Origin of the sequence: Agrobacterium vaccinii, from assembly GCF_021310995.1 — a bacterium.
Taxonomy (GTDB): Bacteria; Pseudomonadota; Alphaproteobacteria; order Rhizobiales; family Rhizobiaceae; genus Agrobacterium; species Agrobacterium vaccinii.
Genome location: NZ_CP054150.1, coordinates 2,362,840 through 2,382,286, shown reverse-complemented (window position 1 = coordinate 2,382,286; position 19,447 = coordinate 2,362,840). Strand labels below are relative to the sequence as shown.

Sequence of the window (19,447 nt, the reverse complement as noted above, 5' to 3'; positions counted from 1 at the left end):
CTTTCAAGACTGAACCCTTTTCAAGGAGCCCACACCATGGCACCTCGCGTACTCGTATCTGACGAACTGTCGGAAACCGCCGTCCAAATCTTCCGCGATCGCGGCGTAGACGTCGATTTCCAGCCAAAGCTTGGCAAGGACAAGGACAAGCTGGCCGAAATCATCGGCAACTACGATGGTCTGGCCATCCGTTCCGCCACCAAGGCAACGGAAAAGCTGATCGAAGCTGCGACCAACCTCAAGGTCATCGGTCGCGCCGGTATCGGCGTCGATAATGTCGATATTCCTGCCGCTTCGCGTCGCGGCATCATCGTGATGAACACGCCATTCGGCAACTCCATCACGACAGCCGAACATGCGATTGCGCTGATGTTCGCCGTTGCCCGCCAGCTTCCGGCTGCGGACGCTTCCACGCAGGCAGGCAAGTGGGAAAAATCCAAGTTCATGGGTGTCGAAATCACCGGCAAGACGCTGGGCGTTATCGGTGCGGGCAACATCGGCGGCATCGTCTGCTCGCGCGCCATCGGTCTCAAGATGAATGTTCTCGCTTATGACCCCTTCCTGTCGCCAGAGCGTGCGCAGGAAATGGGTGTGACCAAGGTCGAGCTGGATGAGTTGCTCGCACAGGCCGATTTCATTACGCTGCATGTGCCGATGACCGACAAGACGCGCGGTATTCTGGGTGCTGAAAACCTTGCCAAGACCAAGCCCGGCGTTCGCATCATCAACTGCGCCCGTGGTGGTCTGGTGGATGAGGCAGCGCTTGCCGACGCCATCAAATCAGGCCATGTCGCTGGTGCCGGTTTCGACGTGTTCGAGGTCGAGCCTGCGACCGAAAGCCCGCTGTTTGGCCTGCCAAACGTCGTCTGCACGCCGCACCTTGGCGCCTCGACAACGGAAGCCCAGGAAAACGTTGCGCTTCAGGTTGCAGAACAGATGTCGGATTACCTCGTCAAGGGTGCCGTTTCCAACGCCATCAACATGCCGTCGATCACCGCCGACGAAGCTCCACGCTTGAAGCCGTTCATCAAGCTGGCCGACGTTCTCGGCTCCTTCGTGGGTCAGGTGCAGGAGAGCGCCACCAAGGAAATCGAAATCCTCTATGATGGCGCAACCGCCAGCATGAACACAAAGGCGCTGACATCGGCACTGCTGGCCGGTCTCATCCGCCCGCAGGTGTCTGACGTCAACATGGTTTCCGCGCCAATCATGATCAAGGAAAAGGGCATCATCCTTTCCGAGGTCAAGCGCGACAAGACCGGCGTTTACGACGGCTTCATCAAGCTGACCGTGAAGACCGAAAATCAGGTCCGCTCCGTTGCCGGCACGGTGTTTTCGGATGGTAAGGCACGGTTCATCCAGATCAAGAACATCAATATGGATGCCGATGTCGGTCAGCACATGATCTACATCACCAACACCGACGTTCCCGGCATGATCGGCTTCATGGGCACGACGCTTGGTGAAGCGGGCGTCAACATCGCCAACTTCCAGCTGGGCCGGGAGAAGGAAAGTGGCGACGCCATCGCGCTTCTTTACGTCGATGGTCCCGTGTCCGAAGACGTGCTGGACAAGTTGCGCGCCAACCCAGCCATCCGTCAGGTCAAGTCGTTGTCCTTCAACGTCGACTGAGCATTCGGGCAGACATTCGAGAACCATCATCACCCGGCAGAGGAGAAATTCTCTGCCGGGTTTTTTGTATCATCGCGCTTACAATTACCAAGGGTTGCATATCACGAAAAATTTTATGCCATTCCCCTAAAAATGATGATCCATAGTTGCTATATCGACCGTCAAGAGCCGCTCAATGGGAGGGCGGTGTAATAGGAGAAGACGATGTTCGCTGCCTTCAGGCGCTTTAAAGGATTGTTTGCGGTTGCCGCACTCGGGATCGCCGTTTCGTTCGTCGCCGTTGACATGGCCGAAGCAAGACGTGCCGGTGGTGGTTTTGGTAGCCGTGGAACGAGAACGTTCTCCGCGCCGCCTGCCACGAACACCGCACCCGGGCAGTCCGCGCCGATCAACCGCAGCATGACGCCGAATACCAATCAGGCGACACAGCCGAATGCAGCACGTCCTAATACGGCCCAGGCTCCGCAGCAGAGCCGCGGTATGTTCGGTGGCATGATGGGCGGTCTCATGGGTGGCTTGTTGATGGGTGGCCTGTTCGGCATGCTCATGGGTGGCGGCTTTGGCGGCATGGCCGGTTTCTTCGGTCTGTTGATCCAGGCTCTTTTGATCGGTGGTCTCGTCATGCTCGCCATGCGCTTCTTCGCATCGCGCCGTCAGGGCCAGCCCGCTTTCGGCGGCGTCACAGGCTCCAACTCGGCCCGTAACGATCAGTCGGCTTCCCAGAACAATCAGGGTTCTTTCGGCGGGTTTAAAATCCCGCAGATGGGTTCCAAGGCGACAGGTGCAGCCGTGGGCGCAACCGCTGCTGCTGCGGCCATGACGCCACGCGGCCCGGCACATGCCAATGCGGCATCTGAGGGTGATGAAATCGGCGTGACACAGGGCGATCTCGAAACCTTCCAGAAGACGCTGGAAAACGTACAGGCTGCCTATGCTGCCGAGGACTACAGCGCGCTTCGCCAGTTGACGACGCCCGAAGCCATGTCCTACCTCGCGGAAGAACTGAGCGACAATGCCACGAGCGGCGTCAAGAACGACGTTCGCGATGTGACGCTGTTGCAGGGCGATGTTGCCGAAGCCTGGCATGAGGAGGGCAAGGATTACGCAACTGTTGCGATGCGTTACTCCGCTATCGACATCATGCGCGATCGTAACACAGGCAAGGTGGTTCAGGGCGACGAGCATAAGCCGGAAGAATCGGTGGAGATGTGGACATTCGTTCGTCACGATGGTTCGCCATGGCAGGTCGCCGCCATTCAGGCCGCTGCCTGAACCGATAAAAAAACTCGCTTTAATTGTGGCCGGTGCAGGCATCAATCCTGCACCGGCCACATCTTTTTGTAAGCCCTTGTGGGGCAGGCTTTCACCGATATGGCCCATTCCAGGCTGATCCCGTGTGCCGCAGTTGGTCCACGCAATCGCCTTTTTTCATTCATCCGACGTTCAGTCTAGCCGCTCTAACCAAGGCGCAACACAGCAATGTGAAACTGTCGCGAGCAGCAAATCGTTCTTTTTGGCGGAACCGTAGCTTAGAAATCGCGTTCACGGTCCAAGTTTGAGTGGCATCCCAAGGGCCATTCAGTCGTTCGGATCAGGCACCCCTGTCTTACAGGTGCCTGCGAGTATGGAGAGCAATCTAGATGAAACGCTTCGACCTGATCGATGGGATGCGCGGGTATTTTCTCGTCTTCATGCTTATCAACCACCTCGTTTTCGCCGGTGGCCTGTGGCTGATGGAAATCAATCACCGGCAGTTTGCGTTCGTGGAAGACGCGCAAGGCTTTGTTTTTCTCTCCGGTCTTCTCATAGGCATGGTCTATGCCCGCAAGATGATGAAGTATGGCTATGAAGCCGGTCGCGACATGATCTGGAGCCGTGCTCTCGAGCTTTACAAATACGCTATGGGCCTCGTCATCGCCGTGCTGTTCGTGCGGATGATCATCCCGCATGCGCCGTACATCTGGTACAACTGGCTCGGCATGACGTCGTTTGACGATCCTCTGCGTCTCGCTGCCATCGCGACATTCCTGTTCCAGCCGACCTTCATGGATATTCTGCCGCAGTATATCGTCTACATGATCTTCGCGCCGATTTTGGTGAAGCTTTGCCTCGACGGCAAGTGGGCCTACGTGATGGCCGGTTCGCTTCTGGTGTGGATGGCCGGTCAGCTTGGTTTGCAGCAGCTTTTCACGACCCCTTTGAACGAACTGGTGAAGGGTGCCGACGAGCAAGGCATTCGTGTCAGCTTCAATCTCTTCGGCTGGCAGCTGGTGTTCTACTCGGCTCTGGTGATGGGTGCGATGACGGCTCAGAACAAGATCGCGTGGACGAAGATCTTCTCGCCACAGCGTAGCTGGATTGCCAAGGCAGCCCTTCTCGTGTGCCTGTTCTTCGTACCGTTGCGCATTGCAACGGCGTGGAACCTGATGCCGGAATTCATGATGGGCAAATTCTCCACCATGGAAATCCGTGCTGACTTCGGCCCTGTATACCTGATCAACTTCCTTGCCGTCGGCGTTGGCCTGACATGGTTGCTGATTGCTGGTCCGAAGCACCACAACCCGCTGGTGCAGAAGGCCGCTGCCGCGGTGATCTGGGTTCTGTCGCTGAAGTTTCTTCAGCTTCTGGGTCGCCACTCGCTTCAGGTCTACGTTTGGCACGTCGCCATCGTCTACGGCATCTACTACCTTGATGGCCGTACCGCAGAATTGACGCAGGTGGAAAAGACTATCATCGCGCTGGTGGGTGTGGCCCTTCTGTCGCTGCCTGCCCTGTGGCGCGAGCGTGACAAGTGGCTGGGCAATGGTCAGAAGACTGCTGGCGCCTGATCCATTCATCGCAGCAATAATAACAGCAGAGGGCGGTCCACCGCCCTCTACTTGCGTTCTCGGTCGTTTTTTCCTATACGCAGCACCTTAATTCCGGTTAAGCCGGATACGACAGGCGGCGGGGCCTTGAACCCCGGTATGACTGACGATTGGAAAACACGTGAACACGCTCGACTTTGATAAGAAGCCGGAAGACACCCGGATTGTCGTCGCCATGTCCGGCGGCGTGGACTCCTCCGTTGTGGCCGGAATCCTGAAACGCGAGGGCTACGATGTCCTCGGCATTACCCTTCAACTTTACGATCACGGCGCTGCCGTCCACCGCGCTGGCTCGTGCTGCGCAGGGCAGGACATCGATGACGCGCGCCGCGTCTGCGAAACGCTGGGCATTCCACATTACGTGCTAGATTACGAAGCCCGATTTCGCGAAACGGTGATCAATCCCTTCGCCGAAGCCTACGCCATGGGCGAAACGCCAGTGCCTTGCGTTGCGTGCAACCAGACGGTCAAGTTTGCCGATCTCCTCGCCACAGCGCAGGAACTGGGAGCGGACGCGCTGGCGACCGGCCATTATATCCGCTCGCGGCTCAACCCTGTGCCCGGTCATCCCAACCGCCGCGCACTTTACCGCCCAATCGATAGCGACCGAGACCAAAGCTGGTTCCTGTTTGCGACGACGCAGGAGCAGATCGATTATCTGCGCTTTCCGCTGGGCGGTCTCTCCAAGGCTGAAACGCGTGAGCTCGCCGAAGAGATGGGCCTCGTCGTCGCCAAGAAGGCCGACAGCCAGGACATCTGTTTCGTACCGCAGGGCAAATATACCGATATCATCAACAAGCTGAAGCCGAATGCCGCTCTGGTGGGCGATATCGTCCATCTCGATGGCCGCGTTTTGGGTCGCCACGATGGCATCGTGCACTACACCATCGGCCAGCGCCGCGGCATAGGCGTGGCGACCGGTGAGCCGCTCTACGTCGTGCACCTCGATGCCCGTGGCCGCCGCGTTGTGGTTGGCCCACGCGAGGCGCTGGAGACACACCGTGTCTATCTGCGTGACATGAACTGGCTGGGTGATGGCGATCTGACCAGTGACGCGGGTGAGGGCTTTGCTTGCTTCGCCAAGGTGCGGTCCACCCGTCCGCCAGCCGAAGCTGTGTTGCATGTGGATGAAAAGGGCGTTTACGTCGATCTTTCAATCGGTGAAGCAGGCGTTGCCCCCGGCCAAGCCTGCGTTCTCTACTCCGCCCCCGGCGCAGACGCCCGCGTCTATGGCGGCGGGTTCATCGAGCGCTCTGAGCGTTCACCGGAAGCCGAGGCATCGCTGAAAGCGCTGTTACAAAACCCGGTTGCAGCCTGAAACCATTCAGGTTTTCGCCGCAAGAGAGAAAGCGACGTTTTTGCGCATCTTGCGCTTGACACCAAAGGGAGCGGCACCTTATAAGCCGCTCATCCTGATGGACGGACAGTTACACGACTGTCACGTCCCTCTGTGGCGGGGTAGCTCAGGTGGTTAGAGCAGCGGAATCATAATCCGCGTGTCGGGGGTTCAAGTCCCTCTCCCGCTACCACTCATTTCCCAGCAGAAAACTTCAAAGCCTTTGCCAACGGCTCGTAAACGTCTCGCTTGCCGTCCGTAAATTGCGCCGCCAGCAGCCCGTTCTCGCACGCCCGGTCGTCGTCCCAGCCGGGGTGGTTGACGATGGGGTATAGGCAGATGCCTTCTACCGGCACGCCACATTTCATGGCGGCGGTGACTTCCTGTTGAATATAGCTCATCCAGCTGGCGCGGCGGTCGCCTTCTATGCCGGTTTCAGCAATGAAGATGGGCTTGCCGTAGCGCGCGTAGGTTTCAGTCAGGATTGTTCTGAAGGGTTTGTAGAGCGGGTGGTCCATGTCGATGGGTGGGCCGCCGTGGATCCACTGGTTGTTGTGGTAGTAATTGACGCCGACGATATCGAGATATTTTTCGTGGCCACCGATCTGCGGCCACATGCGGCCTGACAGCAGATCCCAGCCCTGAAACTGCGATTGGCGGTGGCCTTCAGCCACACCGCGTTCCCATGGGCGGGAGGGATCGGTTATGACGTTGATGACGGGATCGCAGTGAACGAAGCGGGCGCGGGGTTCCACCACCAGGATGGCGTCCATGGCGGCGATGGCTGCGCGGGCGAGTTGGACTTTGAGCTCGAAACCACGCCCGTTTGCGAAGGGGTTGAGATAGGCAGCGTCGCCGCCGCCCCAGGAGAAGAACGAGATTTCATTGACCGGCGAATAGAAGGGGACGGCGTCGCTGTGGTCTTTCACGAGCTGTGCTGCGGCTGCGGCGAACTTTGCGAAACGTGTGACGAAATGCGGTGACCAGATGTCGATATCATCGGGCCAGCCATAATGCAGCAAGTCCCATATGATCTGGGTGCGGGTGTCATTGGCTGCTTCGAGCATCGGCAGGAAGCTTGCCCAGTCGTAGTATCCCGGCGCTTTTTCGATAAGATGCCAGCGCAGGCCATCGCGCACGGTTCGGATCGAGTGAGACGCCAGTTGTTGGTAATCCACTGCTGCGTGACGGTCATGGTGCGTGGAAGCAATGACGTCGAGACGTTTGCCCTCGGTTTCACCGTCGCGGGGTCGCAGCCGGTGCGTGGAGCATTCAAAGCCACCTTGCAGGAAGGATTGGAAAATGCCGGTCGGGCGAGCTGCCGGTCGCTCGTTCAGCACCTGTGCTATGAGGCGTTTCCATTGCGGCACGACAGCTTGCGCGCTGTAGGTGGTTTCGACCTTGTTCTGAAGCGCTTGCCCAAGTTTGCGGCGTAGATCGGCGGATGCGGCCAGCCGCTGTATCGCGGCTGCGACCGCTGTGGGGTCGTTATAGGGCACGAAGATGCCGGACACGCCGTCTTCGATCTGCTGTGCTGCGCCATTGTCTGGCGTGGCGATGACCGGCAGACCAGCCGCACCGGCTTCGGCAATGACATGCGGCATGCCTTCGCCCTTGGACAGCCAGACGAAGATGTCGAGTGCCGACAGGAGGGCAGGGATGTCCTTGCGGTCGCCCAGAAACGTCAGGATGCCATCAAGGTTCCTTGCCTTAGCCAGGTCTTTCAAATGGATCGCATATTCGGGCATGAAGGCGTCTGGACCACCAATAACGACGAAACGGACCTGCGGATTTTGTGCGTGGACCAGCGCCGCTGCCTCTAGGAAGTCCTCGACGTTTTTCTTGGGGTCGAGCCTGCCGACCCAGCCGACCAGCAAAGTATCGTCGTCCACTGTCAAGGACGCGCGCATGGCTACGCGCTTGCTGCTGTCGAATTCGCCGAGGTCGACCATGGAGGGTATCTCGGTGACGTGGTCTTCGCGTCCCGGCATGACGGATGCAGCGGCATCGCAGATGGAGCGGCAGACACCGACATAGCGACTGGTGTGGTGTTTGGGGCCTGCCAGGGCTTCCGAAACCAGCCCGCCGTGCTCTATCAGCGGCGGGCGCCAATGCATGCGCTCCAACGCAGGATAAATGTCAGCAACATTCTGGCAGGAGACAACGACGTCATAAGCCGGGATTTTATTGGCCAGATACGCGACAGTGTCCTCGAAAGACAGGCTGTAGGGTGTCGTGTCGACATCCACACCCAGTTCCCGCAACTGGTCATGCGTCTGGTGCGGCATGCCTTCCTTATGAAAGCACGCAACGATATCCAGCTGGTAGCGGGAACGGTCGAGGTTGCGGGCCAGCAGCCGGACCTCGGTTTCCTCACCGCCCACGACAAGCCATGCGAAAACGAAGAGAATGCGGACGGGTGGCTGTTGCGGTATCATTCGTTGACCTTGAAAACGATCTGCAGGAATTCGGGCCTGTTTTCCACGAGATCGGCCAGAAAGGCGGGGCCGTCTTCAAGGGGCACGATATGGGTGATCATCTGTTCACGGATGATTTTGCCGTAGCTCTTCAGAAGCCCGATGGTTTCCTGGGCTAGGCGAGGCCTGTTCCATTGCTCGGCCAGTCCGCGAGGAACGCGGTTGATCTGTGCGCAACGGATGTTGAGGCCATTGTGGTGGAATTCCTCCCCCAGCCGCAGCCGGGCCGCACCGCCCTGATAGAAGGCGAGGTCGATGACGGTGCCCTGCGGGCGTAACGCCTTCAGCGCCGTGTGCAGGCTTTCGCCATGGGCGCGGGTCTGGAAGACGACATCGGCGCCGCGGTCTCTGCCGCCATTGTGCCAGCGCGCTTTTGCGTGTTGCCAAACATCGTGCTCCTCCATTGCCGTGATGCCCATGGTTTGGGCTTTTTCTCGCCGGAAGGGCGAGGGATCGGCGATGATGACATCGAGCGCGCCTGCGCGTTTCGCAAAGAGCGCCGTCATCAGGCCCACCGTGCCTGCACCGATGATGATCACATTGCGTCCGGCGATGCCCGCGCCGAAAGAGGGCACGCTCGAGCCGAGCGCGTCCGCGTCGGCATGCAGAATGCCGTTGGCGGCGATGGGGCCCATCTGCGCGACGAGAACACCGAGAACGGGGTCGATGTCCTCAGGCAGCGGGAGCAGCACGTCGTGGAATGGGTTAGCGGTGTGGCCGCTCTTGTGACCATAGGTTCCGGCGATCACGTCGCCGTCGCTGAAACCACCAGCGCGAGACTCCGTCACGCGGGCTACTTCCATGTAGCCGAGGAACGGCACGGGATAGTGTAGATCGGGCTCGTTTTCGATGAAGACGCCGCGTCCACCATCGAAACGGGAATGAAAATAGGGATTGGTGTTTTTCATAAAGGTCAGTTCGGTGCCTGCCGAAAACCCGGTGTAGAGGGTTTCAAGGCGAACCTGACCATCGCCGGGCGGGCCTTCCTCGTAATCGAAGAGGTAGGCTTTGCCCGGTGCTTCGATGCCCAGCGAGCGGATGATGCGGTGGCCGGGGGCGAGGCCCTGCGGTTCGTCGTTGCGGGGCGGATGGAACAGGGGTGCAGACGGATTACGGGTGATGTCGGGCGCATCCAGCTTCACTGTCTCGCCACTGCGGGCCGAGGTCGCAACCGCCAGTGCCACCCGGTGCGTTGCCAGAGCGTCCTGATAAGTGCAGCGAATATGGTTTTCGCCCCCGCTGATGGCATCGATGAAATCGCGGTTTTCGCGCCAGACGGGATCGCCTTCGGCGTGGCGCACCGGGCGTCCCGCGCCGACATCCACCATGATGTCGTGGTCTGTCAGCTCGATGGCCATGCGGTCAGCGAAAATGTTGAGGCCGACCTTATGGCTCCACCCCAACAGGCATGTGGAGGAGATGTTGGCGATAACGCCGGACTGGAAGGTGAGGCTTGCAGTGGTGACGGCGGGCACATCGAGGCCGGGAAAAGCGTCGCGATCTCTAAAGCCGACCTGACCGTAGACATCGATAACTTCGCCGACAAGGTAGCGGGCGAGATCGACGATATGGGTTGCCTGCTCCACCATCTGGCCGCCGGACCCTTCCGTTTTCCACCACCATTGCGGCGGTGGGGTCTGGTCCAGCCAGTAGCCTGACAGCAGTTGGGCAGGATTGTCTGCCAGACGGTCGCGGGCCTCATCGACGGTGTCGAGATATCGCCAGTGGTAGCCGACGCCGGTGATCAGCCCGGCTTGTTCGATGGCTGCGCTCAGTTCTTCCGCCAGCGCCAGATCGAGAGTTATAGGCTTTTCGACGAAGAACGGGACGCCGTGGCGGATCAGGTCACGTTCCGCATCGCCATGGGCAAAGGGCGGGATGCAGATATAGACGGCGTCGAGAACCTGCTGGTCCAGCATGTCGCGGTGATTGTCGAAGGCTTTGGCACCGAAACGGGCGGCGGGCTGCTCGGCGCGGGCGAAATCCGGGTCGGCGAAAGCGACGAGTTCGACATCTTCAAACCCGGCCAGAATATCCAGATGCCGGTTTGCAATGCCGCCGACGCCGATAAAGCCGATGCGTGACCTGTTCATAGGGGTATGTCCTTGTGTTTGCTGTGGCTGGCGGGACAGAACGCGGCCATAGACGGCGGCGGTTTCCGTTGCCATGCGGTGTGCTGAAAATTCGTCTTCAAATCGTCGGGTGCCGGACTGTCCGGCGGCTGTTGCTGCTGGCTCATTATCAAGAGCGGCAATGACGGTACGTGCGAGCGAGGCGGGGTCTCCGCACTCGGTAAAAAAGGGATGGTCCGGGCCAAGAGCCTCTCTGTTGCCGCCGATGTTGGTGGCGACCACGGGCAGGCCAATCGACATGGCTTCCAGCACTGCAATCGGCAATCCTTCGAATTTCGATGGTAGAACGAAGAGATCGGCTCGGGCCATCAGGGCTGCGATATCGCTGCGGTGTCCTGCGAAAACAACGTGATCGCCAAGCGACAGCGTGTGGACCAGTGTCCTGGTGGCATCCATCTCTTCGCCACGGCCCACGAGAAGCAGCAGCGTAGAAGGGTGCACGGCAACGATGTCCGGCAGCGCATGAATGAGGGATGCGTGGTCCTTCTGTCGTGAAAAGCGGGCGACGGTCAGCAGGATTTTCCGGTCGCCGATGCCGTTCAGAATGTCGACCGTGGGATCGGCGGGCCGCTCCAACGGAAACGTGCCGTTGCGTACGACGGTCAGATCATCCGCATTGACACCATTGGCCTCGAAGCTGGCCTTCGATGCTTCGGAAACGACAATGCGGTGGGCGAGGTTTGCACATTCCCGTTCGTAGTGCAGCTTCTGGTCTTCGTCCGTCAAAAGGTAAGGAAGATGCTCCGTTCGGATGACGGGAATGCCGCAGGACATGCCAGCCCGGGCAAGCACGTGACCTTCCCAGCCGATACCTGCATGGACATGCAGAAGGCTAGCACCGGAGGTCGTGAGCCACTGCTCGAAATCGGCTGCGTCAACCGATGTCTTGACGGCCAACCCGTGCCGTGCGGCGCGCGTTATCAAATCCGGCGCGGAGCCGGATGGGGTTGCTATCGTGACGTCCCAATCGTCACGCAACGCCAGACCAAGCGTCAGCATATGCTCGCCTAAGCCGGATGGGTCGAGACTGTCGGTCGCAAGCACGATACGACGGTGCTGTTTGCTCATGGAGTTACGGCAGCGATTTCGGTGCGGGGCAGGGCGCGGGGTAAGGCTTGCGACGCGGGAATTGTGGGATAGGCATTGGCGAGCACCGCCTCATCCATCAGCGTCTTCATGGCCATGAAGGTTTTGTCCCAGGAGGAACCGTCGAGCATGACATCCACGGGGGCCAACCAATCGGTTGCGCTTTTTTTCAAGGCCAGCGTCGCATCACATGCCTTTGCGAAGGCATCTGCATCGGCTGCTAAGAAAACGCCTTTGACATGACCATAGTGCCGAACGACATCCTTCACTGCGGTGCTGACGACCGGGCGACCGGATGCGAGATATTCGGGTGTCTTGGTGGGGCTGATGAACTGCGTCGAACTGTTCAGCGCAAACGGCATCAGTGCTGCATCCCAGCCTGAGAGATAGGCGGGCAACTCGTTATAATGCTTCTGGCCGAGATAGTGGATATTGCCGGCGCGCGGCAAATCCTCAGGCGCAATCTTGGCAACGGGGCCGATGATAACGAAAGAATAATCCGGTCTCGCCTTCGCGATTGACGCAAGCAGCACCAGATCAAGACGTTCATCGATCACGCCGTAATAACCGAGCTTTGGCCCGGGGATGGAAAGCTGGTCTGCCGGTTCCTGAAGGTTGCGGCGTGTGGATTGGAAATGCGCGACATCCACGCCTGATGGGAAGGGGTGGATGTTGTCGTGTTGACGGCGCTTGGCTTCATACAGGCTGTAGCCGCCGGTAAAGACGACATCCGCCCGTGCCATCAGCGCGGCCTCCATCTCTTTCATGTGCTGCGGCGCGAATTTGAAGTTCGCCAACTCGTCCATGCAATCATAAATGACCGCAGAGGCATCTACGTGGCGTGCAAAGCTGAACATGACGGGTGTGTAGAACCAGAGGATGGGCTTTGCGGCACCATACATGGCCAGCAGATCATCCAGCAGTTTCGCGAGTGCCAATTCACGATCCGCCTCGCTCCACCAATGCGGAATGCGCGGGCGAATGGATTTCACCGTCGTTCCCTCGAACGGATGGATTTCCAGATAGGCCAGATGGTGGTCAGTCGGAATGAATTCCTCAAAGAAGAAGACGGCTCTTTCCCGGGCAAAACGGCCCATCAGGTGCTGCGGGCGTTGCAGAACGAAATCCCATCTGAGATGCGAAAAACAAATTAGCGGTGTCTTACGCTCGGGTGTTGCATGTGATGATGGGGAAAGCGAACTGGAGAGATTCATTGGCGGATCCGCGTTTGAGGGGCATTTCCAAACCGGACGAAAAGGGGTTTGTTCCTGCGATCTTGAAAACTTTCTAATATTCTTAGGTGCGCATAAGTTTTCGCAGCTTTTCGACAGTGTGCGGCCATGTCCAGTTGTCGATGACGGCCTGCCTTGGTGAAAACGTCGATGCCATTTCGAGCATAATCAGAATACCATCGTGAAATTGATCAGCCGTCGCGGTGAGACCGGTTTGTGGCGTGATATATTGCAGTCCGCAGCTCAGATCGCTGTTGGCGAGAACGGGCAATCCGGCCAGCATATATTCCGTCAAAATGGCTGGTGCGCCGTCATGGACGCCGCAGACGACGCCGAATTTCGCGTGGTTCATCAAACGATTGACCTCGGAGAAGGGAACACCTGGCGGGCCAACGAAATCCACGCTGATCTGGAGGTCACGGGCCTGCTGGCGCAGGTCGTCGCTCAGTTCTCCATAGCCGAAGACGCAAAGGGCGCGGATGGAACGCGGAAGTTTCGCGAGCGCATCAAACAGAATGTCATGCCGTTTGTAGGTCTGCGCTGCTGCGACATAGATGATGTCATAGGGTTTTTTATCGGCAGTCGGGTAGAACATGCTGTCGGACGCAAACTCCGGCCCGATCGGCATTATCGCGGTTTCCACATGCGGATGAAGGTCTTTCACCGCGCGCGATTGCCATTCGGCGCCTGTGATGACGAGGTCGAAATGCCTGCTGACATCGGGCGGAATGCGCAACGCAGGTGCATCGATGGAATTATATATTTTATAGCTTTTTTCGCAGGCGATCAAAATCTCTTCCGAGACGCCCAGCCCCCAGACGCAGAGGATATCAGGCGGGCCAAAGGTGTTGATGTGAGCCAGCATATCGTTGGAACTGAAGGGTGCGTGCGGCCCATTCATTTGAAAGGAACGCCGTATCAAGAGGGGGGCCTGGCACATATCCGGTGGTGGCGGATTATCTCCGCGCCAATGCGTCCAGATTTCCACGGCGTCGACAAGCCCTGCCTTGACGCAGGCCAGCGGCAAGCGCTCGATGTAACCGCCTTCGACTTCGAAATCAGGTCTGTTTTCTGAAGGGTCGGCAGGTGTGCCGCGTGCACCGCTCTGCCACTGCGTCTGGAATTCCTCGATGGTCGGTACTTGGGCGGCAAAGGCCGGACCATCCTGGAAATCGCTGATGACGACGATGCGCCCGCGCTTTGAAACCTGCGTCATCCAACCCTTCCTGGAGCCTAGTTCATGGTGAAAGCGCGGCACGAATGCCGCGCTTTGTCCTCTCATGACTTGAGCGGTGGAGATGCCTTGCCGAGCTTGACGGATGGCTCGCGGCCCCAGACCCGGAGAGTGCCGAGTTTGGCAACAAAGTCTGCAGGGTCTTCATCCTGCGGCAGGGCGATGACGCCTTCGTCCAGCGCTTCGGCAAGACCGGCCTTTTGCATGAGCGGCATGGCCGATTCGACGTAGCCGATGAATTTGCAATGCTGGAAGGCATCGGCCACGAAATCGCGTGCGGCAGCTTCATCGACAAGGTCTTCGATACCCTGCGTTGAGATCAGCAACGCCACGGCATCGAACAGGACCGATGGACCGCCATCGATCATGTGATGGGCCTTGATCAAGCTCCCATCGGACGCCTTCACGCCGCCAACCTTTGGAGCGATCAGTTCGAAGACAGCCTTTTCCTTCGTCACCGCGCCTGTCAGTGCAGATAGCAGACCGGCATCGACACCATCTGTCACGAGAATGCCGAGCTTGCGACCTTCGAAGCGCTTCGGACCGTTTTCAACGATGCTGAGCGCGGGCGATGGGTCGAGGTCCTGACGGGTCGGCATGGCCGCGTCCGCAGGTTTCGGCATCGTCTGCATGCCTAGCTTCTGAGCTACGGTCGTTGCCAGCGTCTCATCGATGTTCAGAAGGTGAGACACCATCCGCTCGCGGATTGCCGGTATTTCCACTTTGCTGAGCTCGAAGGTGAGGGCCGAGGCGATATGGCGTTGTTCTGCACCCGTCTGGCTGATGTAGAACTGGCGTGCCTGACTGTAATGATCGGCGAAGCTTTCAGGACGCAGGCGCGCTTTTGTGCCCTGTTCTTCCGCCGGGAAGTGGCGGTAACCGGCTGTGGGCGATTCGCGCGGGCCTTCGCCATGCGAGTTGGGCTGATAATTCACTCGGCCCACCGGGTTGCGCATAGCCATGTGGCCATCCTGCTGGAAGTGCGCGAAGGGACACTTCGGTGCATTGATGGGCAGATGCGTAAAGTTTGGACCGCCCAGACGCTTCAATTGCGTGTCGAGATAGGAGAAGTTGCGGCCTTGCAGCAATGGATCGTTGCTGAAATCGATACCCGGCGGCACGTTCTGCGTCATGAAGGCGACCTGTTCGGTCTCGGCAAAGAAATTGTCCGGCATGCGGTCCAGCACCATGCGACCGATGGCCTTGGGCGGGAGAATTTCTTCCGGGATGATCTTGGTTGGATCGAGAATGTCGAAGTCGAAGCTGTCTGCGAAGTCCTGATCGAACAATTGTACCTGCAATTCCCATTCCGGGAAATCGCCTGACTGGATGGCGTTCCACAGGTCGCGACGGTGGAAATCCGGGTCTGCGCCGTTTATCTTGACGGCCTCGTTCCATGCGACCGATTGAAGGCCGAGTTTTGGCTTCCAGTGGAATTTGACGAAGGTGGATTTGTCATCCGCATTGACGAAGCGGAAGGTGTGGACACCGAAGCCTTCCATGAAGCGCAGGGAGCGGGGAATGGTGCGGTCCGACATGATCCACATGACCATGTTCATGCTCTCAGGTGTCAGGCTGATGAAATCCCAGAAATTATCATGGGCTGTCTGTGCCTGCGGGAAGGCGCGGTCCGGTTCCTGCTTGGCGGCATGGATCAGGTCGGGAAACTTGATCGCGTCCTGAATGAAGAACACAGGGATGTTGTTGCCGACGAGGTCCCAGTTGCCCTCTTGCGTGTAGAGCTTGACGGCAAAGCCGCGCACATCGCGGGCAAGATCGGCAGAACCCTTGTTACCGGCAACGGTGGAGAACCGGACGAAGACCGGCGTCTTCTCGCCCTTGCGCTGGAAGATATCGGCTTTGGTATAGTCCGCAAGGGACTCATAGGTTTCGAAATAACCATGGGCGCCATAACCGCGGGCGTGGACGACGCGCTCGGGAATGCGTTCGTGGTCGAAGTGGAACATCTTCTCACGGAAGTGAAAATCGTCCACGACCAAGGGGCCACGTGAGCCGATCCGCAGCGAATTCTGATCGTCGGCCACGGGTCCACCCTGTGCGGTGGTCATGACAGGCGTATCGCCCTCAGCAAACTGGTGCAGCTCGCCCCCTGAACCACGCTGCATTTTTTGGTCGTGGATGGTCACGACGTCCGTTGGCTGCACTGATGGTGGATTAGCCGGTTTCTTGGCCATGACGCATCTCCCTGATGGTTGTGAGCGTGAACTGCACAGAGGCAGCATTGATGAAAAAAGGGCCGCCCGGAAAAGGCGGCCCCGCAAATTTCACGACGCTTCAGTTTTCAGTGTTTGAAGGAGACGTCGCAGTAGTCATCAATCAGAGCGTTGGGCGGTTGTAGCGCTTGCGCTCTTCTTCAATCTGGTTCGTGTCGTATGGATCAAGCGCATCGTCGAAACGCTGCCAGCCCTGCTCATTGTAAGCTGTGCGGCGTTCCGCGGGATCGACCCAGTTGGAGCGCTTGAGAATGGCTTCGGCTTCCGACACGTGGTTGTCGTCTACCTTTGCCGTAACGATGGTACCACCACGACGCACACCTTCTGCGTAGACATGGGCATCTTCTTCAGACACGCCAGAGTCCGTCAGCGCGCCCACGATACCGCCAGCTGCACCACCTGCAACCGCACCGGCTGCGACACCTGCGGCTGTTGCTGCAAGCCAACCGGCTGCAACAACCGGGCCAACGCCCGGGATCGCCATCAGGCCAAGGCCAGTCAGAAGACCGCCAGCGCCGCCAACGACAGCACCGATACCTGCGCCGGTTCCAGCACCTTCAGCGGCCTTGGACTCGTCAGCGTGGTCGCGGTTATGTGCATTGTTCGAAACAATGCTGATGTCCTTGGACGGTACGCCAGCGGATTCCAGTGCGGTGACTGCTTCGCGTGCATCTGCGTGGTCGTCAAAAAGTCCGGTAATGGTTTTCATGTCGTGCTCCTCAAAATTCTGTTGCGTCAGCGTGTGACGGCGTGATTACTTGGCGACGACATTGCCCTGGTAGTCCATGGCGATGGTGACAGCCTTGCCGTCCTTCATGCCCGCAGCCATCCAGATGCCCTTGTCATCCTTCATGAGGTTCTTGACCTCGGAATAACCGGCCTCTTCGATACGCGTCTTGGCCTGCTCTTCGGTAAAGCTGTTGGCGCCTTCGACAGGGGCAGTCGGGTTCTTTGTTTCCGGTGTGGCAACGGCTGGCGTGTTGCCATCGGTGCTGGTGGCAGGTGCGGACGTCTGGGCAGCAGCAGACAAGGCAGTGGCGCTGAGCAGCGCTGCCGCAAGAATGATTTTCTTCATAATGATTTCCTCTTATGCGGGCCGCTTTTTCACAGCTCCGTGCATCTCAAACTGCGGGAGAGTCCATTCGTTCCAAATTAGTGAAATTTAAATAAGGACCTGCTTTTTTCCTCTCGGCATCTTTCTAAACGGTCTCGGCGAGACTTTCTCAGACCTTATTTGGGCCGGGCGCAGACTTGCGTTTTGTCATGGAACCAAATCAGGACGAATGAGTTGTCGTGGAGGGAACAGGACGTACGGGGACAGTTTTGAATTTTGTAGGCGGTGGCGAATGCGGAGATTTGTTCCGGGGTTTTGCTTGGGAAAATAGCCCGTTAGGCGTTCCCGATTCATGGCCTGTGGAGCTTCAGACGCTCGTCAACGTCATGCTTGGATCACTGCAACCCATGCTCATCGTCTGGGGTCCCAAGCAGACCTGTCTTTATAATGACGGTTATGCGGTCATGTGTGGCAACCGCCACCCTGCGGCCTTTGGGCATTCCTTCCAAGAACTATGGTTTGATATCTGGGAGGCGGTTGATCCGATTATTTCGGCGGCCTATGCCGGGCAGGGCACGTCGATGGATGACATCGAATTCATCATGCACCGCAAGGGCTACCCCGAGGAAACGCACTTTTCCTTTTCCTATACGCCGGTGCGCGATCAGAGTGGTATCGTGTTGGGCATGTTTTGTGCCTGTAGCGAGATCACCAACGAGATCATCATGCGGCGCGAACAGGAAAGCATGCACGAGAAGCTGCTGCAGATTTTCCAGATGTCGCCATCCGGCATCGCGACGCTCAGTGGCCCGAACCATATCTTCGAGTTCGCCAACGAGGAATATTACTCGATGATCGGCGTCGGTCGTGACATCATCGGACGTCCCGTTGCGGAAGCGGTATCCGAAGTCGTCAAGCAGGGCTTTATCGACCTGCTCGATGATGTCTACAAAACCGGTAAGCCTTTCGCCGCGCGCGCCGTACCGGTGGAGTTGAACCGTGGACCGGATGGCGAAAAACAAAGCCGCATGATCGATCTCGTCTATCAGGCGATGCGTTCCGGGTCCGGTGAAATCACGGGGATTCTCGTGCAGGCGCAGGATGTCACGGAACGGCTGGCAGAGCAGAAGCATCGCGAACTGATCTCGCACGAGCTTGGTCATCGCCTTAAGAATCAGCTCGCCATGGTGCAGGCTATTGCTTCGCAGACGTTGCGCTCCGCCGAAAGTCTGGATAGCGCACGCAAGACGCTTTCGGCCCGTATCGGTGTATTGAGCGCGGCCCATGACACGGTGATCCAGGGCGGGCTCGGCACGTCGCATGTCCATAAACTCGTCAACCAGATGCTTGAGGTCCATAACGACCCGATGGCGTCAAGGTTTACCGTATCAGGCGTTAATCTTCGGGTTGGTTCGCGTCCATCGCTATCGCTTTCGCTGATCCTGCATGAGCTTGCGACGAACGCCATCAAGTATGGTGCATTGTCGGTGCCGGAAGGCCGGGTCGATATTCGCTGGCATGTGACGGGCGAAGCGAAGGACAGGTTTGAACTTTTGTGGACTGAAACCGGAGGCCCTGTTGTCGCCATGCCGCAACGCGTCGGGTCCGGCTCACGTCTTATCAAAGCCGGTCTTGCCGGTGCCGCAGATAGCCGGGTCGACATTGCCTATGATGCCGGTGGTCTCCGCTGCATCATCTCTGCAGACCTTTCCAGTTTTCAGCAGGAGCATTGATTGATGCAACCGCGCCTCCTCATAGTCGAAGATGACGGGCTTATTCGCCTTGATCTCGTCGATATGGTTTCAGACCTTGGCTTCGTGGCAGAGGAAGCGTCCACGGCCGATCAGGCTGTCGAAATGCTGGAACGTGATGCGCCCATCCACGCCATTCTGACGGATATCGATATGCCGGGCTCGATCAATGGTCTGGGCTTGGCCAATGTCGCGCATCGCCGCTGGCCTGATATCAAGGTCGTCGTCATTTCTGGCCGGTACGATCCTGCCGAAGGCGTATTGCCGCCGGGGGTGATTTTTCTGACGAAGCCCGTCTCGCCCAATCTCATCGAGAAGGCATTACACGACTTTGGTCTGCGTCCGACCTGAGATGCGTACCTAACGCAAAAATGCCCGCTCGATGCGGGCATTTTCGTATGTTCGTTTTAAT

At 58.3% G+C, this 19,447-nt stretch carries 12 protein-coding genes, 1 tRNA gene and 1 pseudogene; 7 read left to right on the top strand and 7 right to left on the bottom strand.

Annotated elements, in window-relative coordinates; genetic code table 11:
- The first annotated feature begins 36 nt into the window (after positions 1–36).
- From serA to HRR99_RS11770, 5 genes are all read left to right on the top strand, one after another.
- On the top strand, positions 37–1,632 hold the full coding sequence (gene serA / locus HRR99_RS11790; protein ID WP_233121841.1) for a phosphoglycerate dehydrogenase: 1,596 nt from the start codon (positions 37–39) through the stop codon (positions 1,630–1,632).
- 204 nt (positions 1,633–1,836) lie between these two features.
- Positions 1,837–2,904 carry a Tim44 domain-containing protein gene (locus HRR99_RS11785; RefSeq protein WP_233121839.1) on the top strand — a complete coding sequence of 356 codons (1,068 nt, stop codon included), beginning with the start codon at positions 1,837–1,839 and terminating at the stop codon, positions 2,902–2,904.
- Positions 2,905–3,272: 368 nt separating this feature from the next.
- Positions 3,273–4,460: an OpgC family protein gene (locus HRR99_RS11780; RefSeq protein WP_233121838.1), complete on the top strand. Its 1,188-nt coding sequence runs from the start codon at positions 3,273–3,275 to the stop codon at positions 4,458–4,460.
- A 160-nt stretch (positions 4,461–4,620) separates the two neighbouring features.
- Positions 4,621–5,817: a tRNA 2-thiouridine(34) synthase MnmA gene (gene mnmA / locus HRR99_RS11775; protein ID WP_233121836.1), complete on the top strand. Its 1,197-nt coding sequence runs from the start codon at positions 4,621–4,623 to the stop codon at positions 5,815–5,817.
- A gap of 134 nt (positions 5,818–5,951) precedes the next feature.
- Positions 5,952–6,028: transfer RNA gene (locus HRR99_RS11770), tRNA-Met, on the top strand.
- Between the two features lies 1 nt (position 6,029).
- Here the strand turns inward: HRR99_RS11770 and HRR99_RS11765 are convergent.
- The 7 genes and pseudogenes from HRR99_RS11765 to HRR99_RS11735 all read right to left on the bottom strand — a co-directional run bounded on the left by HRR99_RS11765 (position 6,030) and on the right by HRR99_RS11735 (position 17,305).
- The gene (locus HRR99_RS11765; protein ID WP_233121834.1) at positions 6,030–8,273 is read right to left on the bottom strand and encodes a glycosyltransferase family 4 protein; all 2,244 of its coding nucleotides are present in this window, start codon (positions 8,271–8,273) and stop codon (positions 6,030–6,032) included.
- Positions 8,270–11,512, bottom strand: a complete 3,243-nt coding sequence (locus HRR99_RS11760; RefSeq protein WP_233121832.1) for a glycosyltransferase — start codon at positions 11,510–11,512, stop codon at positions 8,270–8,272. The genes HRR99_RS11765 and HRR99_RS11760 overlap by 4 nt, the downstream gene beginning before the upstream one ends.
- 44 nt (positions 11,513–11,556) lie before the next feature.
- Positions 11,557–12,744: pseudogene (locus HRR99_RS11755) on the bottom strand (glycosyltransferase); the annotation flags it as partial.
- Positions 12,745–12,826: 82 nt separating this feature from the next.
- Positions 12,827–13,978, bottom strand: coding sequence for a glycosyltransferase family 4 protein (locus HRR99_RS11750; protein WP_233121831.1), 1,152 nt, complete (start codon positions 13,976–13,978; stop codon positions 12,827–12,829).
- Positions 13,979–14,040: 62 nt separating this feature from the next.
- The gene (gene katE, locus HRR99_RS11745; protein ID WP_233121829.1) at positions 14,041–16,191 is read right to left on the bottom strand and encodes a catalase; all 2,151 of its coding nucleotides are present in this window, start codon (positions 16,189–16,191) and stop codon (positions 14,041–14,043) included.
- 142 nt (positions 16,192–16,333) lie between these two features.
- Positions 16,334–16,939 (bottom strand): general stress protein, encoded by a 606-nt coding sequence (locus HRR99_RS11740; protein ID WP_233121827.1) that lies wholly within the window; start codon positions 16,937–16,939, stop codon positions 16,334–16,336.
- Between the two features lie 45 nt (positions 16,940–16,984).
- Positions 16,985–17,305, bottom strand: a complete 321-nt coding sequence (locus tag HRR99_RS11735) for a PepSY domain-containing protein (protein ID WP_111837645.1) — start codon at positions 17,303–17,305, stop codon at positions 16,985–16,987.
- A 248-nt stretch (positions 17,306–17,553) separates the two neighbouring features.
- Here HRR99_RS11735 and HRR99_RS11730 point away from each other — a divergent pair, with 248 nt between their 5' ends.
- Positions 17,554–19,017, top strand: a complete 1,464-nt coding sequence (locus HRR99_RS11730) for a PAS domain-containing sensor histidine kinase (RefSeq protein ID WP_233121826.1) — start codon at positions 17,554–17,556, stop codon at positions 19,015–19,017.
- A 3-nt stretch (positions 19,018–19,020) separates the two neighbouring features.
- Positions 19,021–19,386, top strand: coding sequence for a response regulator (locus tag HRR99_RS11725; RefSeq protein ID WP_233121824.1), 366 nt, complete (start codon positions 19,021–19,023; stop codon positions 19,384–19,386).
- The last annotated feature ends 61 nt before the right edge of the window (positions 19,387–19,447 follow it).